General features: G+C 49.9%; 8 protein-coding genes and 1 pseudogene. 5 read left to right on the forward strand and 4 right to left on the reverse strand.

Features of this window, described 5'->3' with window-relative positions; all coding sequences use genetic code 11:
- Nucleotides 1–161: 161 nt before the first annotated feature.
- From AYK82_RS07900 to AYK82_RS07915, 4 genes and pseudogenes are all read right to left on the reverse strand, one after another.
- Nucleotides 162–1406, reverse strand: coding sequence for an autotransporter domain-containing protein (locus tag AYK82_RS07900; protein WP_068313765.1), 1245 nt, complete (start codon nt 1404–1406; stop codon nt 162–164).
- Between the two features lie 98 nt (nt 1407–1504).
- Nucleotides 1505–2059 carry a hypothetical protein gene (locus AYK82_RS07905; protein ID WP_156453296.1) on the reverse strand — a complete coding sequence of 185 codons (555 nt, stop codon included), beginning with the start codon at nt 2057–2059 and terminating at the stop codon, nt 1505–1507.
- A gap of 75 nt (nt 2060–2134) precedes the next feature.
- Nucleotides 2135–2416 carry a TonB-dependent receptor gene (locus tag AYK82_RS07910; RefSeq protein ID WP_068313771.1) on the reverse strand — a complete coding sequence of 94 codons (282 nt, stop codon included), beginning with the start codon at nt 2414–2416 and terminating at the stop codon, nt 2135–2137.
- Between the two features lie 63 nt (nt 2417–2479).
- Nucleotides 2480–2659 (reverse strand): annotated as a pseudogene (locus tag AYK82_RS07915) (transposase); the annotation flags it as partial.
- 91 nt (nt 2660–2750) lie between these two features.
- On the opposite strand from AYK82_RS07915, the gene AYK82_RS07920 reads away from it, so the two are divergent.
- From AYK82_RS07920 to AYK82_RS07940, 5 genes are all read left to right on the forward strand, one after another.
- Entirely contained in the window at nt 2751–3164 is a 414-nt protein-coding gene (locus tag AYK82_RS07920; RefSeq protein WP_068313777.1) for an ABC transporter permease, read from the forward strand.
- Between the two features lie 396 nt (nt 3165–3560).
- A complete protein-coding gene (locus tag AYK82_RS07925; RefSeq protein ID WP_068313780.1) occupies nt 3561–9626 on the forward strand; it encodes a hypothetical protein in 6066 nt (2021 codons plus the stop codon).
- Between the two features lie 59 nt (nt 9627–9685).
- Complete coding sequence (locus tag AYK82_RS07930; RefSeq protein ID WP_068313783.1) at nt 9686–10210, forward strand: toxin-activating lysine-acyltransferase; 525 nt, start codon at nt 9686–9688, stop codon at nt 10208–10210.
- Nucleotides 10211–10287: 77 nt separating this feature from the next.
- A complete protein-coding gene (locus AYK82_RS07935; RefSeq protein ID WP_068313785.1) occupies nt 10288–12030 on the forward strand; it encodes a type I secretion system permease/ATPase in 1743 nt (580 codons plus the stop codon).
- A complete protein-coding gene (locus AYK82_RS07940) occupies nt 12027–13343 on the forward strand; it encodes an HlyD family type I secretion periplasmic adaptor subunit (RefSeq protein WP_068313789.1) in 1317 nt (438 codons plus the stop codon). Before AYK82_RS07935 ends, AYK82_RS07940 begins: the two co-directional genes overlap by 4 nt.
- Nucleotides 13344–13483: the final 140 nt, after the last annotated feature.

Raw genomic sequence — 13483 nt, forward strand, 5'->3', positions numbered from 1 at the left:
TAGTCAAGTTTAGCATTGTTATATTAGCTAATGCGGCAGAGTTCTGCAGCTAGTGCCTGTTGGTATTAACTAATTGCTTCCTGAGGTGTTGTTGTTGCTGTTGGTTCCCGATACTCCAATTTGTGCGGAGGCGCGTTCGCCCCCGCTTGTCCATCGAGTTGCTAAAAGCCAAGCGACACACGTGCGCTACCGCCCCAAGCATTGGTTTGGTTCTTGCCTATCCCATCGTAGTAACCGCGACCAGAGACAGATATGCCATTGCCGGTCGCATAAGAGAAACCACCATCAACGCGTGCGTGAATGTCTTCTTCACCACCAAAGAGCGTGGTTCCAATCTTGCTATCAAGTTCCTTAAACGCCCATATGCCTGAGACCTTGACATAAGGAGTTAGAACCGCGCCATCATCCAGCTTGATGCTGCGACTAACTTTAGGCCCAAACGCTGCCTTACCGAGACTATAGTCTTCCTGCTCAAACTTATATTCTTCAGGTCCGGTAAGTTCCTTTCGTTTGATGCTAAGGTAGCTAACATTTAGGAAAGGGTTCACAGTGAAACCTTCCAACATAAACTCGCCCGTAAGCTGACCACTTGCAAGGAAACGGCGGGTGGTAAAGCTGGTTTTGGCCCCAGTGTTCAGCGGGTTTATATCATTCGATGACTGACCATAGGCAACACGTCCATCAAGGAACAAGTTATCGGCAAGTTTGAAGACGCCATATGGGCCAACAAGCCAGCCCAACCCATCTGCATCGTAAGTTGAGCTGTCTCCACTTTGTTTTGTGATGTCGATCTGCCCTAGAACACCGAGGACGGCACTGTCGTCTAAACGATAGTCGATGCCTACATTCAACATCCCGACTGTGCTCTTGGAGTTGTACCCCTTCGCACGAGAGAAGCTGCCGGACGCCCAAACATCAAGGCCTTGGAAATCATCGGGCAGCACCTCGCCAGCTGTGAAATTCGCCAGCGCCCCTTCTGCCTGTGTCTTCTTGTCTTTCGCTTTAAAACTCATTAGTGATCGCAAGCTGGTTTCGAACTGCGCAGTTAAACTCTGCGAGATCCCAGTCGCGGCAAAGCCAAGTGGATTACCAATGCCGCCTTGCGGGCCACCTTTGAGACGGTTCACAAGCTCTGGCTGATCACTAATCAAGCGGTTTGCGCGCGTGGTGAGCAATTTCGTAACAGCATTATACATCGGCGTTGCAACACGGTCTGGAACACCACCTTGCGTGTTGATTTTCACTTCCAGAGGATCTTGTTGCGCGACATATACTTTGATTGTCACTTCACCCGCTTTTCCATTAGTGGTGTAGTAGGCCAGCGCATTTCCCTCTGCATCTGTGGTGACGCTTGTCTTTTTAAAAACGACTGAAGGACCAGATTGCGCAGGCGCTTCAAAGCGCACTGTTTCTCCAACGGCTGGATTACCCTCAAGATCGCGAACTATGATCTTTAAGGGGGTTTTTGCCTTGCGGTTCGTTTGCTCGATTACACCTTTTGAAGCTACTTCCGCTTTTGGAAGAGCCGTTTTCTTAATTGTGAATGTTCCAGAGTTGATCTTAATAAGATTTGTTTTTCTGGATTAGAGGCAGCCACCTTCTGCACTTCGACTTCAAGCTTAAAGTACTTGTTTTCCAATAAAGTTGAACCGGGGTTACTTACGAGGTTTTGCACCTCGGTTGCCCATGAGCTACCGCCATTGTCATAGTCAACCTGCACAGTAAAGTGCCAATAGTCCGGCTTACGAGATGCCAAGTCTGTTTCTGAGTAACCGCCAATGATCAACATAGGCTTTTTATCACGCGCCGGCCTAGAAGCATGACAAGAGCCATCCGCCATTACGTAGATGTTTCTTGTATTTAAGTCTTTACCTGCGCAAGCAATTGCACTGGCTTCATCATCAACTGCGGCCCTAGCATTAAGAGGACTTGCCGCGAGCGCTACCAAGCTTACGACCATAGGGAGGGATAAGGTTTTTAATATTCGCATTTTCTGCCTTCGCCGATATATCTCAGCCATTAATTGATTGATCGCTACATGTTGCTGGGTGCGCGACAAAAGCTGTCGCCGTGACCGATAAGGCGATCTTTGCGTTGGTATTTGGAGGTGCTTCGTGGCACTCTCAGATGAGAGTTAGAATTGGGCTTTCATGGATGCGTGGAAGCGGTGGCCGGGGCCGGGCATATTCACCATGCCAAGTGGGTCGATATAGTACTGATCCGTCACGTTATCGACACCCATAGTGAGGCTGACATTCTCATTAAGTTTGTACTCCGAGAACAAATCTACCAGCGTGTGCCGATCCCAATTTACAAGAGAAATAAAGGGATTAGCTGTAGTTTTGCCATGACCAATTGCGCGCTCGGCTGTATGGCTTACGCGGCCCCCAAGCGTCAGCTTGTCATCAACAAACAAAAAGGGCCAAACACTTCACTATTCGAAAGAAAAATATGTCCAAATATCCTTGATGACGGACACCTCCGTAGACTTCATCGACTGGATCATCGGCGCATCCAAGCCACCATACTTGGCGCGCCATTTGTAGTAGCTTGCCGCGCTCATGCCATGTTCACGGCAAAGTTGGGCCACCGGTATGCCGTTTTCGCCTTGCTTCAATATTGAAATGATCTGCGCGTCGCTGAAACGAGATTTCTTCATAAAACTAGTCCTCAATATGAGGCAGTAATATCTCTACTTTTAAACTCAATCAATCTAAGGGGGGATTACCCTCGGACCTAGCACATCTAACATGGTTTTCGCGTTGGTTCTGGTAAGTTGGATGCGCTTTGCAAGGATAACGCGATCTTTAACTATTGAACTATACAAGAAAGATTTTATTACCCAAGCCAAACTATTTCGATTACCATTTTTACTCATTATTTGGCGGCACTACTTGCCAAACCTTGGACCAGATCTTTTGGTAGTTTGGACGAGCATATGGTCTCGAACCATTCTGTCAATCTCTGGCCTAAGCTTTCTTGGATTTGGCGTCCAACCGCCACTCGCAGAATGGGGCGCTATGCTGATGGATGGCAAACCCTACATGGAAACCGCGCCGCATACCATGATTTTTCCGGGCATGGCAGTGCTGTTTTCTGTTCTACTGCTCAATCTACTTGGCGACCACCTGCGCAACGGTATCAGCGCACACGAGAAATTTTAGAATTTCTTGCAAAAGGAAGAAAAAAGAACTCAAAACAGCCATATTCAAGTTCTCTAATTCTTACATTCGCCCAATAATGAGTATTCTCTAAACTTTGAATGCATATATATCGCTGCTTGCTTATATTCAATAAGCATAGGCACTTGTAAAGATCGATTCATTATTGGTGCATGCGAGAAATCATCAAATAAATCACATCAATTAATCTTGTGGACAATAAAAAAAATATTTTCTGCGCAACAAAGTAAAAATGGCATACCGTTCAATGCCTTAGCGTATATTTACGTATAAATGAACGCTATACAATTCGATTAATATTAAAATTTTAAATTACATACGTCTTATAATTGTATATCCATATATGTGCAGCATATAAATATATCTTGGGGAGGGAATATGAAGCCTGCACAAACAGCAAATGAACCTAATATCAAAGAATTATTCATAACCAGCGAAGAGAAAGCGGAAGCTGAACTTAATGGTCTCGACGCCTCGGGCTTTATTACTGCGTATAAGCCAGAGGCCCTCGTTTGGAATGCGTTCTCTGTCTATAAGAAGTACAAGGAAGATTTTGAAGCTGGAGGCTCAGGCGGAACAGCAGGGCGAATTCGCGCCGATATCAGGGCGGCACACTTCCTCGCTGATGCCGTCAAGTCCAATATCAAACTCGCTGCCAATGGCCTCACGCCTAAGAACGAAGAAAGTTTAGACGCGCTAACGAGCGCCACCGTTCTAAGTAGTGTCGGGCTCGTTCCGACACTTGTAAAAGCCTACATAGATTACCAGACAGAATCTATGGTGGCAGAAATCCAAAAATTTCATGCAGGCACCTCCGGCAACAGCAAGTACAGCTATGAAGATGGCGAACTCACAGCGCTGCAAAATCAGACTGATTTTAAGAAGCTGTTAGAAGCACACCAAAAAGTTTTAGCACGCAAAAACGAGACCCTTAGCGAAGAGTATCACGCTCTAGCCACCAAACTGCAGCAGAATGACAGTCGTGCCGAAACTTTACAGCAGGAATTGAACCACAACAAAGATTACATTGAGGTTCAACAACTTCTGGATGCCGCACTGAACGCCGACACGCACCTACTGCTTAAGAAGCAATTGACGGAAACGCGCGCGCGCGCTCAAGATCAGCTGAACCAAGAAACTCAAATTGCTCAGCGTATCAAAGATATTGAAGAGTCCGATCAACCGGACCTCGTGAAAAAGACCGAAGTCGACAAGCTCACTGCCGAACTGGAAGAGATTGGCAACCAACACGCTCGTTCAGTCGACAAGGTGATGATGCTAGACGACGCCTTGGATACTTACACAAAGTACGCTGGTGGCAAGTCACGCATTGAACGCAAAGAAGCCGCTGATGAAATCTTTCAAGACATCCTGAAGCATAAAACAACGGTCGGCGAGCTGGAAGTTGAAATCGGTAAGATAGACAGCGCCTCAGACCAAATACGTCAGGAAAGTGCAAATCTCGACAGCGAGATCGCGCAGGTGATGGATAGCTACGAAGAAATGAGTGCGCGCAAAAACGCATTTCTCTCCGACGTATCCAAGAAAGTTGGCTTTGCTGGCAGCCTGATAGGTATTGGACGAGGTGCAGCGACACTTGCCAAGGACATTCAAGGCGGTGGGTCCACCTACGATGTGGCTGGCTCCGCGACTGCTCTGGGCAGCACTGTGTTTGACAGTGTCTCAAGCTTTACGGAGTTACTTAGTGGTAAAGCGGCGCCAAAAGTCGGCGCGGCCTTTGGTGTACTTGGTGCTGCCGCAGGTGTTGCCGCAGGTGGTGTTAGCCTCGCAACACTGGCAAAACAGCTTGACGACCCGAACCTTAGCCCACAGCAGAAGCAATTGCTTCAGGCAGAAATCGGCCTACAGGGCGCCGCTATGGCACTAGGCGTGTTGGAAGCCGGCCTCAGCATTGCACAAACAATTGTTGCAACCGGTAGTAAAGCGGCCAGCGTTTTGGGCAAAGCTGTTCCGCTGGTTGGTGGTCTTGCTGCGCTTGTAACCTGCATCAACCCTGCCAAATGGGCGGAATTTGACGCAAAACAAGCGCAGATTGACCAATTGCGCGAATCTGACGACTACTCCGCAAGCATGTTGGCAGACTTGCTGGACGAAAACCTCGTCACCGAAAAAGGCTTCTATGGCGCCACTACTGCGTTTGATGCGATCGTAGGTGTTACCAGTGCCGCTCTTGTTGCCTCTGGTATTGGTGCTGGTATTGGTGTGCTTGTAGGCGTAATCGGCAGTGCCATTTCCGGCATTGTCCAAGCTTTCCAACAAGTTCATATCGATAATGTTGCTTACAAATACGCCGAGAAAATGCGCACAGCTGCAGATGGCAGCGAGCAATCAATTGAAGACTTCTTTGAAGGCAGCTTTGAACAACAGCAACAGCGCTCTCGCGAAGCCTACGAAGAGTTTCTCAAGGACATGCTACAGGATGGTGGCTTTGAAAACGCCGTCACTCTTGGCAGCCAACGCCTGAGCTCCACAGATATAACTCTGGCGCAGATGTCCCACACCCATGGGGAACTGGGTAAAACGGCCAAGCATTTCTTCGAGGAGTTCGAAGCAAATGGCAATTGGACCAAAGACAGCATCCAGCTGCTGCCGCAAACCGGGGATGACATTATCAAGCTCCCCGATAGCGGCGGAACCGCTAAAAACGTATACCTGACGATCATGTCGCCATTGATGGCCAGTGGCGAAGAGAGCCAAAGCTCGGAATGGACGTCAAAACGCACCGAATACACCAAACTTGAAATTAAAGATCTTGCAGGCTGGATCATCGAGGATGGAGTAGGCAGCAACACCACATTTAACATCGAAAATGTTGTCACCAGCGGCCAAAGCTCCAAGGGTGTCGATAGGGACGTCGATTTCTCCATAAAAGGCGGCGATGGCAACGACACATTAATTGCACATGATGTGGAAGTCACCTTCGATGGCGGTCAAGGAACCGACACAGCAAATTACTCACGGCTTAGCAACGAAGAACTTGCAAGTGGCTTGCAGGTGTCAAGCAGTGGTGCAAACACTATCGAAGTAGGCAAAAGCCTTAAGGCTGGCACCAAGTACTTCAAAGAAACTATCGAAGAAAGCAGCAGCAGTTCCGGCAAAAATACACGGACCACAGAGTACAGAAATGTCGAGTTGGGCGAGAGAGACGGAACGACTAGCAATACTGATACACTGAAAAGTATCGAGATACTGCAAGCGACATCGCAAGACGACCACATCTCGCTGCGGGAAAATGGAACCCTTGAACAAGTCTACACCTTCAATGGGGACGATTACGTTCAAGCAGGTAAAAACACAAAAATTATCGCAACTGGCAGTGGCGATGACAGCATAGTTTTGACCAATGAAATGGTTCAGCGCCTGACCGCCTCTCAAGATCCACAAAATATCCTGAGCATTGATGGCGGAGAAGGGTGGGGCGATACGCTCTTGCTTGAGGACGATGCGTTCGCCGCAATCAAAGGAGCCTATGAAACTACCCGCTACCAAGAAGCTATCGCCAACTTTGCTGCCTCTGGCTTGACAGCAAATAATGGCCAAGCGAATCCGACTGCTCTTGGATTTGCAAATATGCTTAGTCAAGGCAACGAGAAACCACTTGGTAATCTCGGCGTTGCCAACATTGAAACCGTTGAAATCGCTCTTGATGATGCGCCAGATGCAAGCTCAACCGAGCTTTATGGTAAAAGCCCATTCAAGACCAGCGCGCTGAGTGGTGCACGAAGCGGCAGTGAGGCAGTGGACAAGATCTATCACGCTAGCGACTATGAAAGCATTGTAGATCAATCCCTTGGCGATGTGGCACAAAATCACTTCAAGGGCCTGCATCAACTGTCTACGGAAACATATGAGGGTGTTTCTGCTACGACCACCGACCAAATGAAGGCATGGACGACTTCTCATCAAGCCAACACAAATGGCTCTCAGGAAGTGGTTTCCGGACAACTCTCTGAAGATCAATTGCAGGTCGTTTCTGGCAAGCTCTACGTAGAAAAGGGAAAAACCTACACCTTTAAAGAAACATCTGACGACACTGCACTGCTCGAGATTGAAGGCACACAGGTTCTTGCAAACGCGCACTACCTTCAGCACACTCAAGGCTCATTTACAGCAACAAAAACCGGCTTTGTCGACTTCAAGTTCTATGCGCTGAACAACAAAGGCCCTGGTCACTACAATCTACAAGTATTGCAGTCATTTGACGGAGCCACTACGCCCGGCGCAAATGCGGAGTTCCAATCTGTTTTTGCCAATAGCGGTAATCTTTTGCCGCCGCAAGATGAGCTGGTCGTCCACATGAATGGCGAGACGCTGAGCCATCAAGCGACACTGCTTGGCAGTGAAAGAAATAACGAGCTGACCGGCTCACGCTTTGATGACACTCTCTACGGCTATGCAGGCAATGACGTGTTAGATGGCGGGCAGGGGAGTGACTTGCTTGCGGGAGGCGAAGGTGCGGACACCTACATCTTTAGAGGGGACGCCGGTTTTGATGTGATCGTCGACTTGGACCGTACTCACACAACTGGTGATACTATCAGCATTGAAGATGTGGCGCTTTCTGATATGGCGGCTAGCCGCTACGGCAAACACTTGGTCTTGTCAAGCTCGGCAACAAGCACCTTGACGATTGCAAATTACTTTAGCGATGCAGCTTCGAAAAAGAACATCAAACTGCTATATGAAGTTGATGGCGCAACACTCACAACATCCCTTGGTGAAGTGGTCGCCGGCAATACGGAAATCGCGCCGCTACAAACCCTTCGCGCAAATTCTGCGTTCTTCAAAGTGTTGAAGCTTTCAGGAATTGATAGCAAGATCGCCACTGCAAACAAAACGCGCAACAAGTCTGATGAGCAGCTTCTAGCGGAGCAATCCGCAAGTGCCAATGAGGCCGCGTTGAAAAAGAGCATGCTGGATACGGGCTATAAGCTGGGCGACAATCTCATCTTTAACGGCGACTTTGAACAGGGTCTGAATGGTTGGGGCGGACTGAGCAACAGCAAGTTAATGAACAATGGCGATGACAGTGTGTATTCGTCAGAGGGCAGCCAGCATCACTTGTTGCTAGATGGTAACCTGAAGGATAGCGCAGTCTTCCAATTCCCAAATCTGGAAACTGGCAAGAGCTATATCCTTACTTTTGATGCAGCCAAAAACCCGAATGCTAGCTATAGCTCAAACAACTTTGACGTTGGCTTGAACGGGAAACGAATTGGCACCGTAGAGCCATCGCAAGATGGCCGTTTCGAGCATTTCGAGTATCTTATAACTGGCCGTGCACATTCCAACTACTTGGGCTTTATCGAAGATGCATTGGGTGACGATGGGAAGGGAGCTTGGCTTGATAACATCCAAGTTCGAGAGCTTATCGAGATCTCACCCGGAAATCTTTTGAAAAACGGCAGCTTCGAGATCGCCGGTGCGATTAGCGATGCTGGGCTACATATCGCCGAAGTCTTTGGCTGGCACGCTACGAACGGGTTTAAACTTGCTCATGCCGATCAATCGACCAAAGGCAATGTGCATGATGAAAACTACCTGCAACTCGATCGGACCGCAGATAAGAACACGTTGGATGCAATCGCCCAAGACCTAGATCTTGAAACTGGTGCAAAGTATCAACTCACCTTTAAAATGTGGGGAGACAACAGCGCATCGGCCAGCTCCAATGCGTTGCAAGTCCTGCATCAGGGCAAGCTTCTAGGAGAGGCAGCACAGTCTGCAAAAACAGCGCAAGAGTTCAGTTTCGAATTCTTCGGCAAAGAGGGGCTCGACACCTTGATTTTCCGGGAGTTCGCTGATGGCAACGATGGCAAGGGCTTGTTCCTTGATAACATCCATCTTCAAAAAATAGCCGATGCGCCAGCAGACCAATCCGAGACAGCGGCCGAATCTGGTCTTGTTAAACTCGGTAATAATCTCATCAAGAACGCCGGCTTCGAGCTTGGCGATGCACTCGAGCAGGATCTATCCAATGCCCAAAATGTCGCTGACTGGGGTAACCTGTCTGGTGGTATGCATCTTGTGCAGACCGATAATCTTGGCATTGCCCAAGGGCGTATGCTCAACTTAAACAAGCGGGATAATCGCTACGATGTCATCGAGCAGTACATTGATATAGAGCAGGAAGGGTACTATCGCTTCAGCTTCAAGCAATGGAAAAACGAAGGCACCACGACCGCGGAGGGCAGTGATCTCCATGTAAACTGGACAGACTCCGACAGTGGTAAACGCATCGATCTGTTCGAAACAACTGAGTTCGACGATTACTTCGTGCATGAGTTTATCTTTGAAGGTAAATCCGAAGAAAGCCGGATCCGAGTTTTCGAGAACGCTGATGTAGATGTCCTGATTGATGACTTGTCATTGCAGTATATCTCCGAAGCGGATCAAGCGAAGTTTGATTTCGACTTCCTTTAAAAAAGCAGAGGAGGGCGCCTAACCCTCCTCACCCAATCCCAACGATAAATGGACAGAAAATGCAGAGCGAACAATTCACGGCACTTGGAAAAATATCTTGGCTTTGGCAAAGTTCCCCCCTTCATAAAGAATGGGAACTGGCAGCATTCTCTAGATTTGTCCTACCTGCGATTGCCAGCAAGCAATACTGCATTCTTGAGCATGATGGTGCACCTGTCGCTTACTGCTCGTGGGCGTTGTTGGATATTGAAGCGGAGGCAAAATACCTTGCCGATCCCTCTTCGTTTTCTAAAGACAGTTGGACATGTGGTGACCGGCTCTGGTTCGTTGACTGGGTATCCCCGTTTTCTGCGCGCTATACTTGGGCTTTGCGTTCCCACATGAAACAACGATTTGCGAACAAGCTGGGCCGTTCTATCCGTGTAAAAAAAGGAGAAGAAAAGGCCCGAATTACAGCTTTTGCGGGTGCAAACTTGACAGCGGAACAAAGCGCCGACATAAGACGGCAATACTTTAAAGATACTGTTGAAGCGCTGAAACAGCAAAAGCTAAACAATTCAGGCATTGAATTTCACAGCGCTTGAGCTTTGAATACACGTTCGCGACAGCGTAGAGTAAGTTGAGCACGCAAGGCGTGACGCATAGCTTGATTTGGGGGAAAATGACAAAACCAGCTGGGAGCGCGTCCACGCCACTAAGCGTTATGGGCGCATTGAAACAAAGCCGGGGCACGCTGTGGGGCGTTGCAGCCATCAGCCTGATTATCAATCTTCTAATGCTAACCGGCCCTATGTTTATGCTGCAAGTTTACGACCGTGTACTTGCCAGCCACAGTTTGGCGACCCTCGCAGTCATTGCACTCCTCGCCGGCGGGCTTTATGTGGTCTACGGCCTGCTTGAAGGCACCCGTACCCGCATCCTGACCCGTTTTGCTCAAGAAGTGGACACGCGCCTATCCTCCCCCAGTTTTCGCAGTAATCTGTCGCTACCGCTCATGCTAGGGGTTAAAGCAAAACCACAAGAACCCCTAAGAGATCTTGAAAGCATCCGACAATTCTGCGCAGGGCCGGGGCCTGCTGCTATGTTCGACGTACCGTGGATGCCAATCTATATCGGCTTTGTATTTGCTCTACACTTTTGGCTGGGCGTTATGGCCCTTGGCGGTGCAATTGTCATTTTCTGCCTTGTGTTGGCAAACGAGTATCTCTCGCGCACGCCAAGCCGCGAAATGGCGCAAGCCAGCGCGCAGCGCAACCGTTTTGCGCAGGATACAAGGGCGAATGCAGAAGTTATCCGCGCTATGGGCATGGGTAAAATATTTGCACAACAATGGCTTGATGCGTCTAGCAAACTCTACCAAACACAGTTGAAGGCTGCTGACCGGGCAACCGTGTTTTCGGTCACAATCAAGACACTGCGTTTCTTGCTGCAATCGGGCATGTTGGCCGTTGCTGCATGGCTGACTATTCTGCAAGAAGTCTCACCCGGTGCCATGATCGCTTCTTCTATCATTACCTCGCGAGCTTTGGCACCTATCGAAGCCGCCGTTGCCCAGTGGCGCGCCTTTGTCGCTGCGAGGCAGGCCCGTACACGCCTCGACAAACTTCTGGCAGCGAACAAAAATGGCGAGCCGGAAACAGAGCTGCCGCTACCATGTGAACGCCTAGACGTCGCACAATTGGCTGCGGCACCTCCCTCAGAACGCAGCCCTACGTTTCAAGGTGGCCAGTTCAGTCTAAGCGCCGGGGAAGGTCTTGCGATCATTGGGCCCTCGGGCTCAGGAAAAACGACACTTATCCGGACGCTCGTTGGTGTTTGGCCAACATTGCGGGGTGATGTGCGTTTTGATGGAGCTCTTGCCAGCCAATGGCCGCCTCACGTTTTGGGCTCGGCTATCGGTTATCTCCCGCAAGACGTAGAACTGTTTGAAGGCACCATCGCGCAGAACATCTGCCGCTTTTCCGAGAAGCGTGATGATGAGGCAATTCTCGCGGCAGCGCGCCTTGCTAGCTTGCACGACCTGATCACGGCATTTCCCGAGGGCTATGACACTCGCGTTGGCCCAGCAGGAGCGCGCTTGTCTGCAGGACAGCGCCAACGGATCGGCCTTGCGCGGGCGCTCTACGGGGCACCATTCCTTGTTGTCCTGGATGAGCCCAACTCAAATTTGGATTCCGAGGGTGAGGCCGCTCTGACTGAAGCCATCCGCCAAATCCGCAGCAAGGGCGCTATAGTCATTGTCGTGGCACACCGCCCGAGCGCTTTGGCCGCACTCGACAAAGTGCTGGTGGTTAAGGATGGAACACAACAAGCCTTTGGACCAAAAGATGAGGTACTTCCAAAAGTTCTCGCCGGACAAGGGAAACCTGCGCCATCCAAGCCTTTGCAAGTGGTGACCGTATGAGCCAGCAACAGCAACTTGAAAGTTTGGCGCAAACCCAGAGGCAGCACTTGCGCTTCGGTCTTGCCATTGTGTTCGCTCTCGTGGCTGGCCTGGGGGGCTGGGCTGCCCTTGCCAATATCAACGGTGCTGTGATTGCTGCCGGCACTGTCATCGTCGAAGGCAACATTAAAAAAGTACAGCATCAGGAAGGCGGTATAGTCGGGCAAATTCTTGTGAAGAATGGCGACAGTGTTTCCGCCGGTGCGCCGCTACTACGCTTGGATGATACGGTCGTCGCCGCCAATCTTGCGGTTGTGAAAAAACAGCTGCTGCAATACGGCGCGCATCAGTCCCGCCTACAGGCCGAGTGGCAAAAAAAGCAAGAGCCTGCTTTTGGCTCGGATTTGCTCAAGTTGGCGGAAGAGTTGCCATCAGCGGCGGCAACACTAAATGGCCAAAGGCAATTAATGCAAGCGCGCAGTGAGGCTTTGCAAGGTCGCAAGCAACAGCTTAGCGAGCAGGTCGCACAACTTAACGAACAAATTGAAGGCCTAAAGATCCAGCGGGATGCAAAAGCACGGGGCTTGGAGCTGGTGCGACAACAGCTGGCCGACTTTGAAGCGCTTTTTGTGAAGCGCTTGGTCAGTGAATCTCAGGTCATCGCGCTTAAGCGGCAAGAGACCGATCTTGCTGGAGAGCATGGCGCATTAATCTCGCGCATCGCCCAAACCAAACAATCAATCGGTGAAAGGAACTTGCAAATTTTGCAGTTGGATCAGGATTTTCTGCAGAATGTCCTCGCCGAGCTGCAGCAAGTGGATGCGAGAATAGCCGAACTGGAAGAACAACGGATTGCTGGTGAAGATCGGCTGCGCCGCGTAGAAGTGCGCGCGCCGCGTTCAGGCATTGTGCATCAACTTAATGTTCATACCATTGGTGGGGTAATCAACGCAGCGGAGCCGCTGATGATGATCGTGCCAGAAGAGGCCAAGCTGGTGGTTGAAGCACGTGTGCTGCCTATGGATCGCGACCAAGTTAAGGCCGGACAAGCGGTTGTGGTGCGTATACCAGCATTTGACCAACGGACTACGCCAGAGTTGTTCGCTAGTGTCGAGCGCGTCGCGGCTGATCTTGAACAGGATCCCGTCACCGGCGAGGCTTTTTATCGGGCGATGATTGCGGTAAGTGACGCCGAACGGGCAAGGCTAAATGGCCAGCAACTGCTACCCGGCTTGCCGGTTGAAACATTTATACAAACGGGCAGCCGCAGCGCGCTTTCATATTTTGTAAAACCACTGAAGGACCAGTTCGCCCACGCAATGCGAGAAAACTGAACTCATTGGAAGCAAACTCCGGCTAAAACAGATAACGGCGTATCTCCTTTGGAGTTCGTCCATGATCCCGGACAATCGAGTATATTGACTTTGATTGTTGCAGGAGATGGGAATGGGCTCAGGACGCTCGAAATACACTG

Origin of the sequence: Polycladidibacter hongkongensis, assembly GCF_001561995.1 — a bacterium.
Lineage (GTDB): Bacteria > Pseudomonadota > Alphaproteobacteria > Rhizobiales > Stappiaceae > Pseudovibrio > Pseudovibrio hongkongensis.